General features: G+C 32.3%; 20 protein-coding genes and 3 tRNA genes. 6 read left to right on the top strand and 17 right to left on the bottom strand.

Annotated features, from left to right (window positions below; all coding sequences use genetic code 11):
- Positions 1-1,223 precede the first annotated feature (1,223 nt).
- The 3 genes from FY049_RS13650 to FY049_RS13660 all read right to left on the bottom strand — a co-directional run bounded on the left by FY049_RS13650 (position 1,224) and on the right by FY049_RS13660 (position 2,952).
- Positions 1,224-1,406 (bottom strand): CopG family transcriptional regulator, encoded by a 183-nt coding sequence (locus FY049_RS13650; protein WP_224965103.1) that lies wholly within the window; start codon positions 1,404-1,406, stop codon positions 1,224-1,226.
- 259 nt (positions 1,407-1,665) lie between these two features.
- The gene (locus FY049_RS13655) at positions 1,666-2,022 is read right to left on the bottom strand and encodes a hypothetical protein (protein ID WP_004721968.1); all 357 of its coding nucleotides are present in this window, start codon (positions 2,020-2,022) and stop codon (positions 1,666-1,668) included.
- 735 nt (positions 2,023-2,757) lie between these two features.
- Positions 2,758-2,952 (bottom strand): hypothetical protein, encoded by a 195-nt coding sequence (locus FY049_RS13660; protein ID WP_224965102.1) that lies wholly within the window; start codon positions 2,950-2,952, stop codon positions 2,758-2,760.
- A 405-nt stretch (positions 2,953-3,357) separates the two neighbouring features.
- On the opposite strand from FY049_RS13660, the gene FY049_RS13665 reads away from it, so the two are divergent.
- A complete protein-coding gene (locus FY049_RS13665; protein ID WP_262781614.1) occupies positions 3,358-3,795 on the top strand; it encodes an SRPBCC domain-containing protein in 438 nt (145 codons plus the stop codon).
- 145 nt (positions 3,796-3,940) lie between these two features.
- Positions 3,941-4,429, top strand: a complete 489-nt coding sequence (locus tag FY049_RS13670) for a GNAT family N-acetyltransferase (RefSeq protein ID WP_056516106.1) — start codon at positions 3,941-3,943, stop codon at positions 4,427-4,429.
- Positions 4,430-4,570: 141 nt separating this feature from the next.
- On the opposite strand, the gene FY049_RS13675 is transcribed toward FY049_RS13670, so the two are convergent.
- From FY049_RS13675 to FY049_RS13740, 14 genes are all read right to left on the bottom strand, one after another.
- Entirely contained in the window at positions 4,571-4,837 is a 267-nt protein-coding gene (locus FY049_RS13675) for a DUF2164 domain-containing protein (protein ID WP_446083857.1), read from the bottom strand.
- Between the two features lie 70 nt (positions 4,838-4,907).
- Entirely contained in the window at positions 4,908-5,132 is a 225-nt protein-coding gene (locus tag FY049_RS13680; protein WP_224965098.1) for a helix-turn-helix transcriptional regulator, read from the bottom strand.
- Positions 5,129-5,506 carry a hypothetical protein gene (locus tag FY049_RS13685; protein ID WP_056516112.1) on the bottom strand — a complete coding sequence of 126 codons (378 nt, stop codon included), beginning with the start codon at positions 5,504-5,506 and terminating at the stop codon, positions 5,129-5,131. The genes FY049_RS13680 and FY049_RS13685 overlap by 4 nt, the downstream gene beginning before the upstream one ends.
- Positions 5,507-5,750: 244 nt before the next feature.
- Positions 5,751-5,827, bottom strand: a tRNA-Met gene (locus FY049_RS13690).
- Positions 5,828-6,338: 511 nt separating this feature from the next.
- Positions 6,339-6,551, bottom strand: coding sequence for a hypothetical protein (locus FY049_RS13695; protein ID WP_004721987.1), 213 nt, complete (start codon positions 6,549-6,551; stop codon positions 6,339-6,341).
- A 183-nt stretch (positions 6,552-6,734) separates the two neighbouring features.
- Positions 6,735-7,010 carry a hypothetical protein gene (locus FY049_RS13700; protein WP_056516473.1) on the bottom strand — a complete coding sequence of 92 codons (276 nt, stop codon included), beginning with the start codon at positions 7,008-7,010 and terminating at the stop codon, positions 6,735-6,737.
- Positions 7,011-8,198: 1,188 nt separating this feature from the next.
- On the bottom strand, positions 8,199-8,414 hold the full coding sequence (locus FY049_RS13705) for a cold-shock protein (protein WP_004721990.1): 216 nt from the start codon (positions 8,412-8,414) through the stop codon (positions 8,199-8,201).
- 384 nt (positions 8,415-8,798) lie between these two features.
- Positions 8,799-9,638 carry a sterol desaturase family protein gene (locus FY049_RS13710; protein ID WP_446083858.1) on the bottom strand — a complete coding sequence of 280 codons (840 nt, stop codon included), beginning with the start codon at positions 9,636-9,638 and terminating at the stop codon, positions 8,799-8,801.
- Positions 9,639-9,719: 81 nt separating this feature from the next.
- Positions 9,720-10,532: a helix-turn-helix domain-containing protein gene (locus tag FY049_RS13715; protein ID WP_446083859.1), complete on the bottom strand. Its 813-nt coding sequence runs from the start codon at positions 10,530-10,532 to the stop codon at positions 9,720-9,722.
- Positions 10,533-10,739: 207 nt separating this feature from the next.
- Positions 10,740-10,816: transfer RNA gene (locus tag FY049_RS13720), tRNA-Met, on the bottom strand.
- A 796-nt stretch (positions 10,817-11,612) separates the two neighbouring features.
- Positions 11,613-11,834 (bottom strand): hypothetical protein, encoded by a 222-nt coding sequence (locus FY049_RS13725; RefSeq protein ID WP_056516120.1) that lies wholly within the window; start codon positions 11,832-11,834, stop codon positions 11,613-11,615.
- A gap of 179 nt (positions 11,835-12,013) precedes the next feature.
- Entirely contained in the window at positions 12,014-12,292 is a 279-nt protein-coding gene (locus FY049_RS13730) for a hypothetical protein (RefSeq protein ID WP_056516476.1), read from the bottom strand.
- A gap of 635 nt (positions 12,293-12,927) precedes the next feature.
- Positions 12,928-13,623, bottom strand: a complete 696-nt coding sequence (locus FY049_RS13735; protein WP_224965094.1) for a metallophosphoesterase — start codon at positions 13,621-13,623, stop codon at positions 12,928-12,930.
- A gap of 614 nt (positions 13,624-14,237) precedes the next feature.
- A tRNA-Arg gene (locus FY049_RS13740) sits at positions 14,238-14,313 on the bottom strand.
- A gap of 187 nt (positions 14,314-14,500) precedes the next feature.
- Between FY049_RS13740 and FY049_RS13745 the strand changes: the two genes are divergently transcribed.
- Genes FY049_RS13745 through FY049_RS13760 form a run of 4 tightly spaced genes read left to right on the top strand, consistent with a single transcriptional unit; the run spans position 14,501 to position 17,698 of the window.
- Positions 14,501-15,436 (top strand): ABC transporter ATP-binding protein, encoded by a 936-nt coding sequence (locus tag FY049_RS13745; protein ID WP_224965093.1) that lies wholly within the window; start codon positions 14,501-14,503, stop codon positions 15,434-15,436.
- The gene (locus tag FY049_RS13750) at positions 15,433-16,206 is read left to right on the top strand and encodes an ABC transporter permease (protein WP_446083860.1); all 774 of its coding nucleotides are present in this window, start codon (positions 15,433-15,435) and stop codon (positions 16,204-16,206) included. The genes FY049_RS13745 and FY049_RS13750 overlap by 4 nt, the downstream gene beginning before the upstream one ends.
- Entirely contained in the window at positions 16,206-17,030 is an 825-nt protein-coding gene (gene queF / locus FY049_RS13755) for an NADPH-dependent 7-cyano-7-deazaguanine reductase QueF (RefSeq protein ID WP_056516129.1), read from the top strand. The genes FY049_RS13750 and queF overlap by 1 nt, the downstream gene beginning before the upstream one ends.
- Positions 17,031-17,047: 17 nt before the next feature.
- Entirely contained in the window at positions 17,048-17,698 is a 651-nt protein-coding gene (locus tag FY049_RS13760; protein WP_004820022.1) for a hypothetical protein, read from the top strand.
- Positions 17,699-17,883: the final 185 nt, after the last annotated feature.

Raw genomic sequence — 17,883 nt, forward strand, 5'->3', positions numbered from 1 at the left:
CAATGTTAAAAATTAGCTACATTACTATTTTTTTTATTTATAAAATAGAGAGTTGCTTTGAATACTTTGTGTAAATACAGCTTGATTCAATTATTTCATGACGTTTCAAAAATCAGAAAAAGAAAAGCCCGCATTTCTGCGAGCTTTTTATGTTGGAAAGCTAGTGCTTATTTTTTATTTGAACTGGAGTCACAAATTCAACAAGCCGTCATTGATCTGTCCAACTACTTCGTAGCGTCTTAGCGACCTACTGTAGTTTTAATATAGTCAGATGCGCTTTGATCTGCAAGATGCAGTAACATTATTGAACGATATCACAGCAATTTTGAAATTGAATATTTTTTTAATTGGTAGATAATAGATAAATTTGATTGACTATAATTTAATATCTATCAACCTGAAAAAATCTAAATAACACTAAACAAAAACTAGCCAGTAAAAATTATTTTATAAAAATAACCTATAAACCTACCACGCTAGATTACCTATTACATTGATTATCATTAAGATTTATATATCATTAAATCTCTTTTCATAAATCAAAAAGCGATCATGTTGAGTGAATTATATTGGTATTGATAGCCCCCTTTCCCACTATTTATCTAAACACATTTTCTCGATTTCACTTTTATTGCTGTAATTCAAGCGATTTTTAAAACACCTACAATATTGTCTAGACTGCGTGTACTTTAAATTTTCAGGAATAAGTATACCGAAACATTCCGTCTCAATATGTCCTTTTTGTGATAAAGGAAGCTCTGCTTTACTGAGCAAAATACCAAGACCAAATGCAATAAGCATGGCAAAAAAGATTAAACCTTTATAATGGATGATTTGCTTGACCATGAGTGGCTAAATTTATAGAACATGATGAAGCTAATCCTAGCTTAAACTTTCCTGTTTTTTTAATTATTTTTAAAAATAATTGAATAAAAAATAAGGGAGTTAACATGCGCTGATCTTTTAAAGCAAAATAAATATACAGGTCTATCAGCTAAAATTTTTCAACAGCTTATGCCACTTTTGAGCGCGACTTATTTTATTCTATATGATTGCTTAAAAACTTTAATTTTCAAACAAATATAGCGCATGGAATAATCATGAAAAATAGAAGCAATGATCATTTTCATTTTAACGTATTATTTTTATTCTCTAAAAGCACTAGAAATATCAAATAAATCTTACGGCTCAATAAAGTATTTATAAATAGAGAAAATTGCTCTCTATTTATTTTTTTCTATGGGTAATTTAGTTGAATATTCAGCATCATGCTTATCTAAATATTCACGAATCAATTGACGAACAACTTGAGATGGCTTTAAATCCTGACGATTACATAATTCTTCAAAAGCTTGTTTTTTATTTGGATCAATCAAAATTGTTAATCTTGCTGTTTTATTTTCCATACCATATTTCCTTAAATTTTTTAGCTATAGAATTGTAATAATATTTACAAGATTTTCAATGAAATTTTTTATCTCACAATAATCTTAGCTTAATGCATGACTTTGAGTTTAAATTATTTATTTTTGTTTAATCCCTGATTTTATCAATAAATCTATTATAAATTATGGTGAATATTTTTTGAATATTTTGATTTTATAATCAAAAATCACCCAACAGGCTATCACAACAGCGCTGATGCAATAGCCAAAACATTGATGCTTATGAGAAATCTAATTCTTTTTCAAAAACTCTGAGTTCGTGTCGTGCCATCGCTAAATTAGATTTTTGGCGATCTAATACTAGATATAAAAATAAGCTACTGTTTTTATCCAGTGGCCTCAATAAGTGATACTGCTTTCCTAATGTAATTAAAATATCATCAATCGTGTCGCGTAATTTTAACGCTTCTGCCGTTTTCATTTTCGCTTTTAAAACCTCCGTATTTCCAGCGGCAGCAAGTTCCAAATCAATTCCTGTTCCATATGAAGCCAATGATAAGCCACTTGTACTATCAACAAGTGCCGCAGCAGTGAATCCGTCAATTTCTGATAAAGGTGTTAAGTCAATTTTAGCCATTTATATATGCCTTTTATTAAGTAAAAATAATATGAGTCGCTTTTAAAACATCCTCATGTTTAAAAAGTATCATAAAATTATAATATAATATTATTTTATGATAATAATTTGTAACTTTTTTTAATTTAAACAAACAGTTAGATCACTATTACTCTATAATTAAAATATTTTATTTAATCTAAAAAACACTTATTACGTTTAAGTTCTGCATAAAAAACATGAATTTAAGCATAAATAAATCACTTATTTTTTTATAAAAAAAACACATAAAATTAAAATAAAGAATAAAATAATTTAAATACAAATATTTAGACTAAAACTCTAATTTACAGCAAAATTAACAAGAAAATATTTTAAAACTTTATTATTTATTCATATACGATATCTATTAAGGTATTTATTATATTTCTTTTCATTTATATATTTAGCATGACCTGCCATCAACCTTATTTCCATATTAAAAAATAAGATGCTTAAAATATAGACGATATATGCTATATCATTGTACCCCCTGACGAACGATCTCTACAACTCCTCTTTCAAACTTGGTTTTTAGACGCCCTCTAGCAGAATATTATTTACAAGATGATTTGATGATTTATTTTAGAATTAACCAAGGTCAGAGCATCTTTTTAGTTCTAAACAATGCTTCATCTATAAGGGCAAAGAAATAGAACACCAAACTCTATCAGACTTTAAAAACCTGGTTAACCCATGAATATCAGGTCTTTTTTGTTAAGCCATCAACCAAATTTTATAAAATTCCTGAATATCCGACTCTAAAAACTCATCACAGTCACTGTCGTATACAAATGTTTTTTGTTCTAATAAATATTCAGCTTGATGTTCCATCAAATATTTCTTTAAAAATTTTTTAAATTCATTGGCACGCTCAGGAAAAATATGCTCTCCATCATAAAAAATCATCATAATTACCTCTATAAAATCACAAAGCCTCGCCTACAGTTTACATAAAAATGCTAATTAACTCAAACTAAACAATATTAAAGTGAAATATATCACTTTATTTTGGTGTTTTATTATCACCATATTTCATATAGCGTGCTTAACAAGCTATTTATTTTTAAGCTATGAAATTGCCTAAATTATGCTTATTAATTAAAATGCTGAATTGATTCATTCAAGGTTATTTTTATAATTTTAAAATAAATCAATGATATAAAAATTCAACACACAATAACTCAAATATGCCAATCATTTTTATTCTATTCAATTTTTTTAATATCCTATCAGTAGTGATCTTAATTTTAACGATATTAAAAAGTTGAAATAAGTGTATATTAGGTAAAACACAAGCTAGTCGATAGAGCTAACATGAAATTTGAGATAACAACAGAAATTTTGATCAATGCACCCATTGATATCGTTTGGAAAACCCTAACAAATTTTGAAGATTATAAAAATTGGAATCCGTTTATCATTGATGTTTCAGGAGAAATCCATAAAGGTGGCAAAATCAATGTCACCATACAAAATGATGCGACAAGTAAAATGTCTTTCAAAGCAGTTGTACTTGAAAATCAAAAAAATAAACAATTTAGTTGGCGCGGAAAATTATTGGTGAAGGGTGTATTTGATGGGGAACATAAATTTAGATTAGAACAAATAACTCCGGTTCAAACAAGATTGATCCATAGTGAAGCCTTTAGTGGGATTTTAGTAAAACCGTTCCTAAACAATTTACAGACAAAAACTAAGCATGGTTTTCAACGAATGAATAATGCACTTAAGCTAAAGCTAGAGAGCGAATAGAATACTTCAGCTAGCAAATGGCTTTAAGTAAACCCAAAGTCACTTCATCTCTATACTTGGGATCAATACAGTTAGGCCTCATCTTGTATAAAGCCCCATAAGATTAATAAAACCATCGAACAGTTCATATTTTAGGAGGATCATATTGGAGATTAAGTTTGACCGTTTAAGCAATGTGAGCAGGTCTGAAATTATTGAATTAAATACAAATGAACATGTCCTTAAGCAAATGCCTTTAGCCAAGGGCGTTATTTTTGATGAAGATCAATGTAATGCTTGGGTCAATGAAAAAGAAAAACAATGGAAAGAATATGGCTATGGTCCTTGGGCATTTATTGTTGATGGCCAATTTGCAGGCTGGGGAGGCTTACAATATGAACATGGTGATGCCGACTTAGCATTAGTACTGCACCCTCAATATTGGGGCATTGGTAAACAAATTTTTGATAAAATTATAAACAAGGCATTTAACCAAATGGGCTTTGAATCGATCACGATTTTATTACCGCCAACACGGAGAAAGTTAACAGGGATCTACTCACTAGGATTTAAATTGGATGGTGAGGTCACTATAAGCAATGAACATTTTTTCAGATATCGGCTTAATAAATCTTCTATCAAAAGAATCGAGTAAGCACTATCCTAAAATACTTACGTGGCGCTTTATAAAAAGCAGATCAGCATGCATTAGATACTAATTACTGTTTTGTCCCTATTGCTGATCTTATGGCATTAAGCATCGACACTATTCTGAGCAGGATTTCCAAGATACTGCTTATTTTGTTTTATTGATTTTTTCTTTAGACAAGATAAATAAATCTTCATTTAGATGAGCAAATCTTTCTGTCAACCATTCATGAGTATCATTGAGCGCTTGATTATAAAAGTGATGTCCAAATTCTTCCACAATGAAATCAAATAAAAACTGTGCTGGAAAGTTTCCAAGGTCTAAGTCTAGTTCCTTTAAGGCGTATTTTTTTAATGAGCTGATTAATTGTTCACGTGTAAACTCATCAAATGTAATTATTTGCTTCTTAGCCATAGTCTTCATTTCAGAAATATCAAAAACTTATTACAATACTTATATAAGGTTTTTTCAATCTTATCGCGTCTTAAGATGACGTTGATCTTGAATTTTGATCATCATCTTCAGCGTTAAAAATTGCTTCAATTGATAAGTTAAATAGTTTCGCAATTTTAAACGCCAAAGGTAAGCTAGGATCATAACGCTGTTTTTCAATCGCATTAATTGTCTGCCGAGAGACCCCCAAATATTCTGCTAATTGCTGCTGAGACCAGCCTTGTTTCGCTCTTAATTCAGATAAATTATTTTTCATCGATAGCGCCAGCTTCCAATTGCAATACCAACACCCCAAAGCGTTGCCATTAAAGGCCATACAAAAAACATAGAAAGGTGTGGAAAGCCAATATTTTCAAGAAAACCATAGCTAAATGTAATGAGTGCTGTACCTACAAATGCAAGTGCAAAAGCTTGTAATTGGATGTGTTGTTGCATTTCGTCTAAACGTGCTAATTGTCTGAGTACACTCCAGCCCACCAATATACAAGGGATTATAGGCAATAATGTCACAAAAATTTGTGTTGAATAGTGAATGTTCTCATTCTTTAAATATTTTAATGAACAGATAAGCACAACAATATAAAGCAGCATTGATGCGCTAAACTCAATCAGAGATCTATATTTTTTCATACGGCCCATGTAAAGTAAACTTTACATAAATTTAGATCAAATAGCGTATAATGTAAAGCATACTTTACATATTGTTTTTATTCTTAACTTAGACAGTAAGCTTGAAATTCGCCTTCAATTGTCTTTTTCGCATCATTTACCCACTCTTTAATTCGAAATTTCTAAAGCTAACTGATTTAAAAGCATAAAAAAAACCTAGTAAGCATGAAGCAAACTAGGCTATAAACTTTGAATCTTTTTCCGTTGGTAGCGGGAGCTGGATTTGAACCAACGACCTTCGGGTTATGAGCCCGACGAGCTACCAGACTGCTCCATCCCGCATCAACGAAGCACCTTTATACGCCTTAAATACAAGGAATACAACCTTTATTCAATATATGTTTAAAAGAATTATTGATGGGCATCCAGAACATTCTAAAAGCATTCATTGTTGACTGGTTATCGTATGGTCTTTTCGCTTCAAAAACACGCTGACTGAATCTTTTAATAAAAATTAAAAACCTAATATTTCGAGAGCAATCTATTATACTTTTATGCTTATCATGGCATCTTTAGCTCTTACCCAAATAACAGTTTAATTAAACCAATCATTGATATAGCATAAGAAAGCCCACTAAAAAGTGGGCTTATTTTTTGGAGGCGCATGAATGATGTGTGAGTCGCACAGCAATTCAATAAAAGTATATCAGCCTTTATTTATTAATTAAATTAAACTATGTAACAAAAATTACCCAAAGTGTGCTGCAATACAATGTTCAAATAAACAGCGAAGATTTGCGTTAGTTTCTATGTAAATTTAAGCGATTAAAAAGCCACCCGTAGGTGGCTCGATTTAGATCATAGGTTCCAAAATCTTATAAATTTTACCATTCTTGCTACTTTCAAAAAGCATTTCGAAGTTAGGACGCAAAAGTTCATTTTCAACAATAATATATTTGATACGTTCATGAGTTTTATTTGGATTTATCACAACATCATCTAATGTTGCCTCAACTGCGTAACACTTACCAAATTGATCCTTTACATTTATATCGAGTTTATTCATAAAAAACACCTTAAAAAATTAAATAAAAACAGCTAAAACTGTTAACCAAAACATTCAATGATTATTAAATTTATGCTTGTACATCAAACGCAATTCAATATACTGCAAAAACAGTAAATTATTATAAAAATTTTTATTTACTTACATTTTAAGTGTTTATCCCAAAACCACTTCAGATACTACTCAGGTTTTTTTAGGATCTATTGCTTTTATCTCCTTTAAATCATCAAGATGAAGATCAAAAATACTTTCAATCATTTTTACTTTGGATTCACTGGTATCCTCAGAAGTTTCAATCAAGTATTTTTTTGTTTGTTGGGTAAATTGAAAATAGTCTTCATAACTCACTGTTCCATTTTTCATTAGAAAACTGACTAAATTTCCGATGAGCAATCTTGTGACTTGATCACCCTCTAAAGTCGCCTCAACTAACTTCCCTGCTAAAATTAACTTTTTCATATCGCGATCATCCATTGTATCTTTCACTTAATTTAACAAATTCATTTTTACTTGTCATATCAATAAAATTTTTCATTGATTAAGTGAACTCAGCCGTAATCAGCCTTTTAGCCTTTATTACTAGAAATACATCAATGCCAATATTTGAGTATAATATGCATTTAATTGAATACAATTAAACAATCCTCCTCTTTTTATATCTCTGCTGCACTTTTAGAAATAAACTCCAGCAAATGCTAATGTTACAAACATTAAAACTGGCTTTACTTTCAGTTCTTATCTCATAAAAAAAGCCCTACATTTCTGTAAGGCTTTACCTTAATTTTGCGCTGACTAAGGATTTTTGTTATTTATTATTAGTAAAATAACAATTTAAATTTACTTCAAAATCAAATTATCGTCAACCCTTTCATTGCCGATATAAAAAAATACCCACCGATAGAGTAAGTGGGTATATAAACTTGTGATAAATGTTAAGATAAACTTAATTTACATAACAAGAGTCTCATTTTCAATACCATTCATCGGCTATTTAAATTTCAAAACAACGCAAATAAAAGAGTTAATTTACTCACTGATCAGAATTTCCTTTATCCACAAATAAAAGTTATACAATAACAGTAAAAATAGGCAGCCAACGCAACATAGAGGGTGCAAAAAAATAATTATATAACACTGATTTTAAATGTTTTTAATTAAACTATTTAAAAGTATGGCATAAAACTGAAAGATGCTGAATTCTATTTGATGATTCAAATTATTGTACTTTATCAAACACATTGAAAGAAAAAGGTCCTATACATTTATCTCGACTATTTTACTGCGTTTTTATTATTAAAGAACAGATGTATAGTATCCGTGACCATTGGAGAGAGTGGTCTATATCACAATAAAGAAACTCCATATTAACCTGCATGATGCGGGTTTCTTTTTGTTTATTAATCTAGAGATAGGAGAGCATTCATAAACTATTCAGAATTTAAAAGACTTGATTTATACAGCAATTGATTAGATTTGCTTAATTTTTTTGGTGATAAGCGAATGATGGATCTTTTAAATAGGTCCAGTGTTTTAATAATAATATAGAAAAAGTTATAGAAATAATTGAAATGTATAAATATGAATTAAGATAAAAATTTAGAGTTAAAAAAAGCACGATATCGTGCTTTTTTTACAACTTACTCTGAATTATAGCGGAGTAATGTTTACAGCGTTAGGACCTTTAGGACCTTGAGTGATACTGAATTCAACTTGTTGACCTTCAGCAAGAGTTTTAAAGCCCGAGTTAGCGATTTCGCTGAAATGAGCAAAAACGTCTGGACCTGATTCTTGTTGAATGAAACCGAAACCTTTAGTTTCGTTGAACCATTTAACTGTACCTTTCACAACATTTGAGTTTGACATAATCAATCCTACTGAGATTTAAAAATTTTAAGTCATTTTATGACTAGTGATAACGTCGAAAATAATAAAGAATTGAACTTAAAATCTGAATAAAACGAAGGATTATGACTAAAACTGCGATACTTAGAGAAGATTTACCAAAACATGACTTTTTTCTAGTTGGCTTTACTTTACAGGAAAAAAATAAATAATCAAGCCTTCTTATACATATTTAACTTTATTATGGATAAAGAATGACTTATCTATTTAGAACAGCTCTCATGTGAGAGCTTTCTCAAATAACTTACTTTTCTTAATCGCTGATAACAAGCCAATTAGATTTCTATTTCACAAGAAAAAACACCAATGTTCTATACATCAATTTTTCTTATGCTTACTTTATGCTTACTTCTTAAATGGCCAGCGGAGTTGGGCCAAATATTGGTTGGGTATTTGACTACGCACACCAACTTGATCATCTTTAATTTTTTGATCTTCATAGTGAAAACTTCTAAACAAGATGTCCCAAAATATGAACACTTCTCCAAAATTCTTACGACCAAATCCATGTTTATGATGTATGCGATTTACTTCAGCTACAGCAAAAATATATTTGAAAGGGCCAACACTATAATCAATATTTGCATGCTGAAAAAACAAATGTACGGCCATAAATATCATCCAACACCCGATCAGCAAACTTGGCACACCCAAAAGCGCGAGGATGATCAAACTAGGTCCAGCAAGTACGATTGCACTCAGGGGATGCCGCTTTTCAGCATTTAACCAATATAAACGGCGTGATTGATGATGAATCGCATGCAATTTCCATAAAAACCGATACTTGTGGCTTAGGTAATGCATGAACCATAGTCCAAAATCAATCACCACAGCAACAATCAGTATTTGCCAAAATACCGAAATTTGATCAGGCCATAATCGTGGAATAAATCGAAAAAGATCAAACCATTCAATAATTTTTGAGACAGAAACGATCAAAAATAAATTAAAAATTGCATGGATGATATCTGTAACAAAATCTTGATGTGTATCCAACCACTTTGCTTGATAAGGCAAAGAATGCTCAACCCATGCAATCATTACGCCACTTAGCAAGATGAACAATATTGAACTTGGCCAATACGGGACTTGCCCTGAGACGATGAACATCATCATCCATACGGTTAACAGCATACAAAACGGATAAAATAAATATCGCAGAGATATTTTAACAAAAGCGCTCATTTATAACTCCAATCAACAGAATACGTTTTAGGAGTATGCTGACTGGCTGGATAGAAAAATTGAACGAAACCGCTATATCTCTTATAGCTTTTGATCTGATAAAAGCAATATTGGCATTTGCTCAATAGATGGAATAAATTTTAATAGTGAAGGTTGAATGCCAAACATTTGTTTGCAGGTTCGACTAAAATGCGCCTGATCAGAAAAATGAGCGTGATGAGCCATGCTGGTTAAATTAATATCCTGATCTATGGCTTGAAAACTTTGCAATAAGCGTAACCATTTCCGATAACTACGATAAGAAATACCAAAATTGTCACTAAACCAATGACTAAAACGGCTTTCTGAAAGATTGAATTGTGTGGCGATTTGTTTAAGTGTCAAATTCTGTTGATGATTGAGAATAAGAAATTTTGCAAGACGCTCTTCTCTAACTGACTGAGCTTTGAGATTAGATCCACTGCAATAACTTAAAAGCTTTTGGAAAGATTCAAATATTTGATTTTGTTCTATAAAATATGCTCTAAGAATAGACACCAAACTTTCAGGCAATAGCGTAATCGGTGAATCTGGTTGTAGGTAAGCTTGTAAATAATGCTGTATGACATCAGCAAGAAAATGTGTTTGATCGATATAGATCGAACAGTAAGTTCCTGGTAATAAATGATGTAAAGTATTTGCTGCGATATATACCCCACTACTCCATATACAATGATCTTCAGCAATAACCTGAATCCGCTCTCCCTGTTCCTTTGCAAAGCTTAGCTGATGTGCGTGATGACAATGTGGAGTATTATCACCAACAGCTCCCTCAAAATAGTCAATGCCATATCCAATTGCTATTCTGCCCATCCAATATTTAGCAGGTAATTTATATAGGTTAGATTGAGCCATAGAATACTTATGCTAAAAGTGAAAACTCAATAAATAACATTATTTTATTTACCTTCAAATACCCAGCACAAATAAGCAGATTGATTTAGCTCACTTTTCATTTCTTTCTATTCTAAAATGCTTGAATTCAATGCAATAAATTTTAAGCATAAAAAAACCTAGTAAGCATGAAGCAAACTAGGCTATAAACTTTGAATCTTTTTTCGTTGGTAGCGGGAGCTGGATTTGAACCAACGACCTTCGGGTTATGAGCCCGACGAGCTACCAGACTGCTCCATCCCGCATCAACGAAGTGACTTTATACGCCTTAAAGGCAAGTAATACAACCTTTATTGAATATATATGTCAAAAAGCCCTATTTAATTATCCTATTCACACAAAATTTATACTTTATGCATTGTTTCCAAGTGTGCTTAGATAAATACAGAAACAGAAAATTTGTGAGTGATTAGATTGAATCTCTTTCGCTAGATCCACAACATCATATTTAGCACCAAACATCGCTAATCTCTATGCCATGATCCAAGTTGCTAAATAGCAAAGTATCCTTAAGCACCTATCAACATAACGACCAACACGATAATAAGAAATTATTCTAAGATATTTCAACACATCAAAACTCATAAAAGCCCACCTTTTGATGAGCTTTTAGATCCATTTGTATTTACTTATACACCCATACCCCAGAAGGGATATTACCAAATAAATGTATAAGCAAAGTAAGAACAATAAACATAGAAAAGAAGAATGCGATGTTTATAGATTTAGATATCATGTAATCACCCTTATTTTATTGTTGTTGCTTTTTTATACACTAATAACGTGAAATTTTCAATCATTAACATGAATATAAATAAATCACATTAAAATCTAAGACTCTATAATGAGCATAAATAGTAAAACATTTTATGATAATTACATCTACTCTCCTCCTTATAAATACCTCTTACCTTATAAATATCTTTTAGAGCATTATAGTTTAACTATATATAGCAATTTTTGGCGTAAAAAAGACGCTTTAAGCGCCTCACCATAAACTTCATTATTTACAACCTATTTCAACTTATATTGCTTAATCATCTACTCAATCTCAAAAAAATGCTTTTCTGTGACTATTTTTATCTTTATCTCTTTATAATATCTAATCATTGGGTCATTTGCATCTTTGCTGATTTTATCTAAAAACTTATTCTCTTTCATTAATTTAGAATAAGTTTTATAACCTATAATTAATCTTTGTGGATCCTTAGTTTCTTTAAAATCATCAATTTGCTTATTGAGTTCTTTTAGATTAATACCCATGTTGGCTACCCTCAATTGTTTTATGCAATATAACACTCATTTATGACATTTTTTTGGCGAGTGAAGAAAAATTAAGCGATTAAAAATGCCTCACATTTCTGCAAGGCATTCTTCAATATTTTGCTCTATCTTTCATCAATCTTTAAAAACCGTGACTTCACTCTAGTGACTACATCAACTTATGATTCAGTGATAAATAAGGGATGATTCGCTTTATAAATCGCTAATTTTTTTATTTCATTTTCCAAATAATCTACTGGTTCTTCTTTCCACATCGCTTTTCCACTATCAAAATCTGAATTTGTTAAAGCCCAAGAAGAAATCAAACTGTAAATAAATGTATTGTCGGCAAAAATTAATTTTGTTCTATTGCTCTTATCGCTAGTAAATACTTTGTGTGTAGGTAAGGACCCAAATATACCCACGTGGGTATACAAATATGTAAAGGTTTCATTCATCGTAATCATTACTCTTGTCATTAATCACTATACTAGCGCATTCAGCCGTGTTTTATGAACTTTGAGCAAAATTCTAAATCCTTAACCGCTTAAGGATTTTATTAAAAAATATTCCACTAAGGCTATGCTATAAATAATTTAAACACTAAGGCAAAAAAAACCTGCATCTTTGGGGAAAGAATGCAGGCAAAAACCGATGATTCGGTGATAAAAGGAATACCTACTATTTTACTAGGGTTTGATTTTATTTGTCAGTGGCAATATATAACAAGTGCTATAGCTTGCTTTTAATTGGTGAAAAATACTCAATATAAAGGTGAATAAGAGAGTTAAAATCTATAGATACTCAGCTTAATCACAGTATTACAAGTGATTTGATAGACATGCCCTATACTTAAGCACCTTATATTTAGCTACTAATTTATATTTTTCATATTCTAATTTATCAAATAGCTGGCTATAAAAACTTCACCAACAAAGCAACACTATTTAAAGTATTTCCAAAAGATCAGTTCTCTTTTTAGTGTTCAAATTACTTTTATATTTTTCAATTTTAAAAATTACAAATCGTCACCCATCAATGGCTTATATTGATCAATTCATAACTTTCATCGTGATGTTGATTCTAATCCCCCTTAAACCTTACTCAAGTCTAAAATTGTCATGTTGCCCCAATACACTGCACCTGTATCAATGTAGTAGCAATTATCTCGCTTGATAGGTGTTTTTGTGACGGTATGCCCCATGATGACCATATCCACACCTTGAACTTTAGTATATTTCAGATTCTCTAAATCAAAGCGTTCTCTGCCCCACATTGCAGCTTCCGTAGGTAATCGCTTAGCTTCAATTGCATATCTGACAGCATCAAAATCACCAAGGTTATGCTTAAACAACTCCCAGTCATTTTGCTCAATATGCCCATGTACAAAGCCAAACTTGCGACCGCTATGTGTTATTTCAAGTGCAATCGGTAGCTGCTTAAATTTGTTTATAATTTTATGTTGAGTTTGAGCATCCAAATCATAAAACCACTCTCCGCCATTGGCGATATGGCAACGGCGAAAGGACTCATTAAACAAACCTTTAATACATAAGTCCTCATGATTCCCTCGAATTGAAGTAAACCAAGTTTGATCGATTAGATTCACACATTCAATATTTTGAATGCCACGATCAACCAGATCACCAACAGCAACTAATAAATCGTTTTCAAAGTTAAAGCCTATTTCAATCAACCGGTTTATCAGTAAGTCGTAACAACCATGAATATCACCAACTACATAGAGCTTACCTTTGATTGTTTTATTCCAAATTTTGACTAAGTTCATGACGCTGTCCTTATTAAGCGGATTTTCAACCATTTACTACAATGTCCTATCTATAAAATTGTTTTGCTGTACACCACATTGATGTATAAATAATTTTGCTTGCATAGCTTTGGATAATTAATATGAGCTATACATCGATTTTTATTTTCAGTAATAACCCATTTGCTTGAGATTAAGCAGGCTTTTAACAGCTTTAAAAATACATTGGCTGGAAATGAATCAGACCTATTTTGAATGCTTTACATCACCAGTAGCGTTAGTTTGGAGAAATATGAATACTTAGAATTGCATGTTTTTTGATAAGTCTTATTCTTATATAGTCTAAATAACAATATCTTCTAATTAAGCCATCTATAAAGGTTAGCCACCGCCATCATTTTTAACTTTCTAGATTTTTCTTATGAGTCGAAATTTAAGCTTTTATTTTTGAGTCTGTGAGACTTACAACGAGTTTAGCCATTTTGAGGGTACATTTTTATTGGATTTTGCGGTATACCGTATAAAGTACCGTTAAAAAATTGAGCAGTGGACATACATCATACGATGAAATGAGACAATAAATTCTATCAATGTCTTTAATATAGGTGTTATTGAGACAAATTGGAACAGCAAGATGGTACGCCCAGCGGGACTCGAACCCACTCCACAGGCTTCGGAAACCTGTACTCTATCCAGTTAAGCTATGGGCGCTTAAATTGAGATGGCACATCATAACAAAAAAAACCGCGAGGTAAAGCATTTATAAAACAACTCTTTTGATTGATGCTCATGCTTTAAACAATGTTGCATATTTGCAATGCAGAATTCCTTCTAACTTACTTGGTTTATTTAAAAAGATCGCTCACAATACACACTCCATAAACCAAGTGAGAATTTCATGACTGATGCTCTGACGTTAAGAGATTTATCTAAAACCTATAGAAATGGATTCCAAGCACTCAAAGGAATCAATTTGACTGTTCCAGAAGGAGAGTTTTATGCACTTTTAGGACCAAATGGCGCTGGTAAATCGACAACAATCAGTATTATCAGTTCCTTGGCACGGAAAACCTCAGGTACTGTGGAAATTTTTGGTCATGATTTAGATACCCACCCTTCACATGCAAAACAATGTCTAGGTGTCGTTCCTCAAGAATTTAACTTCGGTCAATTTGAAAAAATCTTCGACATCTTAGTCACTCAAGCGGGTTATTACGGTATTCCGCCTAAAATTGCACAACAACGTGCTGAAGAATATTTAGAAAAATTAGGTTTATGGGATAAGCGTAATACTCAGGGGCGCATGTTGTCTGGTGGTATGAAACGCCGTTTAATGATTGCGCGAGCCATGATGCATGAACCTAAACTTTTGATTTTAGATGAACCCACTGCAGGTGTAGACATCGAGTTACGCCGTTCAATGTGGGATTTTCTTACAGAAATGAATGAAAAAGGCACCTCGATCATTTTAACCACGCACTACTTAGAAGAAGCAGAAATGCTTTGTCGTCAGATTGCGATTATTGACCGTGGTGTTATCAAAGAAGATACATCGATGAAAGCATTCTTAAACCAATTGAGTGAAGAATCTTTTATTTTCGATTTAGAAAATCCGATTGAACCAATCATGATTGATATCATTGGTGTGAGGTTTAATCTGATTGACCCAATGACCTTAGAAGTCACGATGGATAAAGCGCATTCTTTAAATGATTTATTTCAGCTTTTAGAAGCGCAAGGCATTCGTGTTCGCAGTATGCGCAATAAATCAAATCGTCTTGAAGAGTTATTTGTGAAACTGGTTGAGAAAAATCTTGAAGGAGTTGCAGAATGAATTTTACTCAACTACGTATTGCACTCTATACATTAGTTCAAAAAGAAATCCGCCGCTTTATGCGAATTTGGCCGCAAACCTTATTACCGCCTGCGATTACCATGAGCTTGTACTTTGTGATTTTTGGTAATTTGGTCGGTTCTCGTATTGGGCAAATGGGTGGATTTAGCTATATGCAATTCATCGTGCCGGGTCTTATCATGATGGCGGTAATTACAAACAGTTATGCCAACGTATCTTCAAGTTTCTTTAGTGCTAAATTCCAAAAAAGTATCGAAGAACTGATCATGAGTCCAGTTCCATTACATATGGTCTTATGTGGTTATGTGATTGGTGGTGTTGCCCGTGGCGTTCTTGTTGGGGCAATTGTCACTGCAATGAGTTTGTTTTTTACTGACCTTTATATACATAATATTTTCGTCACGATATATACCGTAATTATTACCTCGTTATTGTTTTCTTTAGGGGGTTTTATCAATGCTGTATATGCAAAATCGTTTGATGATATTTCGATTATCCCAACCTTTGTATTAACACCCATCACCTACTTAGGCGGTGTATTTTACTCTATTAGTGCTTTAAGTCCATTTTGGCAAAATCTGTCTTTAATTAACCCGATTGTATATATGGTCAATGCTTTCCGTTTCGGAATTTTAGGTCATAGTGATGTCAATGTTTCATTGTCTTTACTTATCGTGACCCTTTTCTGTGGCGTACTTTATGCAATTGCCTACTATTTACTTTCTCGTGGTTCAGGAATGCGTGAATAATGTCTGTTGAAAAATCTTTATTGGGTAAAGAAACCGATTACCCAACTACCTATCAACCCGAAGTTCTTTTCCCAATCGCTCGTGCACAAGCACGTGAGCAATATGCGGATGTAGCGGGTATATATAAAGGTCAAGATTGGTGGCATGTATTCGAAATTTCTTGGCTCAATAGCAAAGGGATCCCGCAAGTTGCCATTGGGCGTATTGCACTCCCAGCAACATCACCAAATTTGATTGAATCAAAGTCGTTAAAGCTCTACTTTAATAGTATGAACTTTACCCAGTTTGACTCTCATCAAGCTTTTATCAATACCGTTGAAAAAGACTTATCTGCTGCTGCACAAGCCCCAGTGACGCTAACTTTATTTCAAGTTGATGATTTAGAGATTAGCAAACCAACGGGTATTTGTATTGATGATCAAGAACCTGACCAGCTGGTCAATCATCCAGATGCAAGCCTTTTGGCCTTTGATCAACAAAATACACAACACGGTGAAAACGTTGAAATTCAACTGTATTCACACTTATTAAGAAGCAATTGCCCTGTGACTGGACAACCAGATTGGGGAACTGTTTTTATCCGATACCAAGGTAAAAAACCTTGTTATCGTAGTATTTTAGCTTATATTATCTCGTATCGTCAGCATAACGGTTTTCACGAACAATGCGTGGAACAAATCTTTGCAGATATTTGGCAAAATTTAAAACCTGAAAAGCTGATGGTGTATGCAACATATACACGTCGTGGCGGTTTAGATATTAACCCATGTCGTGTATCTGATGAATCATGGATGCCAAGCCCAATTCGATTGGCGCGACAATAAACATTGAGGTTGAAAACATGCCTTTTTTTGGTTTTGTACCTTCTGAAGAACTATTAAAGAACATTCAGACCGGTATTGAGAAAAAAAACTCTAACGAACCACTTTACCCTTTACGTGATCAAACTGCCTTACTCATTAATGAAGAAATTATTGATACGCTTTTGATTGAACTTGTTCGTCGCTTCCCTGCAAGTGACAAACGAGATACTGCTGAAAAATTAGCAGGCTATGTCAAATCGACTGTTGCTGTGTTACTTAAACAATTATTAAGTAAAGCAGACAATGATGTGGTTCGTCAGTCTGTAGAGTTTTCAGAACGTAGTCTATTTAAAGATCCACAAGGTCAATTCCGTGTCGGTGTGAATTTAGACGCAAGTTTAGTCACCAATCTTAAAAATAGCTTTGCTGAAGTTCAAGCAAATGGTGATGTAAATCGCGCTGTATTGTCTGAACAATTCAAACAATTCTCAGATGCAACGATTAACCATTTTATGCGTGATTTTAATAAAACGCTGGATTTGGGTATGATCAAACGTAAGGCTGCGGATATTGGCGCTTCTGCTGTAGGCAAAGCAGTGCATATGGCAATTGATAAGTTGATTCCAAATTTAAATAAAGATGAAATCACAGCTGTTGCAGAATATTACGATACTTTATTTTTTAATTGATCGTTAAAATTCGATTGGATTTTTAAATATAAAAAATGCCCTTCTTTGTAAGGGCATTTTTTATAAAGTTACTGAGCTATGCTTTTAAGGATAATAATTAACTATTAAATTCATAAACTTAAAATCATTATAAAATACTATCCCTAGATCCATCTAAGACCTTTTCAAATTCAAAACCATTTAAT

Source organism: Acinetobacter sp. 1125_18A, assembly GCF_052824985.1.

Bases quoted from the DNA above. Each gene is read 5' to 3' on its own strand.
- FY049_RS13650 (WP_224965103.1), bottom strand. From the start codon at position 1,406: ATGGAAAATAAAACAGCAAGATTAACAATTTTGATTGATCCAAATAAA.
- FY049_RS13655 (WP_004721968.1), bottom strand. From the start codon at position 2,022: ATGGCTAAAATTGACTTAACACCTTTATCAGAAATTGACGGATTCACT.
- FY049_RS13660 (WP_224965102.1), bottom strand. From the start codon at position 2,952: ATGATGATTTTTTATGATGGAGAGCATATTTTTCCTGAGCGTGCCAAT.
- FY049_RS13665 (WP_262781614.1), top strand. From the start codon at position 3,358: ATGAAATTTGAGATAACAACAGAAATTTTGATCAATGCACCCATTGAT.
- FY049_RS13675 (WP_446083857.1), bottom strand. From the start codon at position 4,837: ATGGCTAAGAAGCAAATAATTACATTTGATGAGTTTACACGTGAACAA.
- FY049_RS13680 (WP_224965098.1), bottom strand. From the start codon at position 5,132: ATGAAAAATAATTTATCTGAATTAAGAGCGAAACAAGGCTGGTCTCAG.
- FY049_RS13685 (WP_056516112.1), bottom strand. From the start codon at position 5,506: ATGAAAAAATATAGATCTCTGATTGAGTTTAGCGCATCAATGCTGCTT.
- FY049_RS13695 (WP_004721987.1), bottom strand. From the start codon at position 6,551: ATGAATAAACTCGATATAAATGTAAAGGATCAATTTGGTAAGTGTTAC.
- FY049_RS13700 (WP_056516473.1), bottom strand. From the start codon at position 7,010: ATGAAAAAGTTAATTTTAGCAGGGAAGTTAGTTGAGGCGACTTTAGAG.
- FY049_RS13705 (WP_004721990.1), bottom strand. From the start codon at position 8,414: ATGTCAAACTCAAATGTTGTGAAAGGTACAGTTAAATGGTTCAACGAA.
- FY049_RS13710 (WP_446083858.1), bottom strand. From the start codon at position 9,638: ATGAGCGCTTTTGTTAAAATATCTCTGCGATATTTATTTTATCCGTTT.
- FY049_RS13715 (WP_446083859.1), bottom strand. From the start codon at position 10,532: ATGGCTCAATCTAACCTATATAAATTACCTGCTAAATATTGGATGGGC.
- FY049_RS13725 (WP_056516120.1), bottom strand. From the start codon at position 11,834: ATGGGTATTAATCTAAAAGAACTCAATAAGCAAATTGATGATTTTAAA.
- FY049_RS13730 (WP_056516476.1), bottom strand. From the start codon at position 12,292: ATGAATGAAACCTTTACATATTTGTATACCCACGTGGGTATATTTGGG.
- FY049_RS13735 (WP_224965094.1), bottom strand. From the start codon at position 13,623: ATGAACTTAGTCAAAATTTGGAATAAAACAATCAAAGGTAAGCTCTAT.
- FY049_RS13745 (WP_224965093.1), top strand. From the start codon at position 14,501: ATGACTGATGCTCTGACGTTAAGAGATTTATCTAAAACCTATAGAAAT.
- FY049_RS13750 (WP_446083860.1), top strand. From the start codon at position 15,433: ATGAATTTTACTCAACTACGTATTGCACTCTATACATTAGTTCAAAAA.
- queF (WP_056516129.1), top strand. From the start codon at position 16,206: ATGTCTGTTGAAAAATCTTTATTGGGTAAAGAAACCGATTACCCAACT.
- FY049_RS13760 (WP_004820022.1), top strand. From the start codon at position 17,048: ATGCCTTTTTTTGGTTTTGTACCTTCTGAAGAACTATTAAAGAACATT.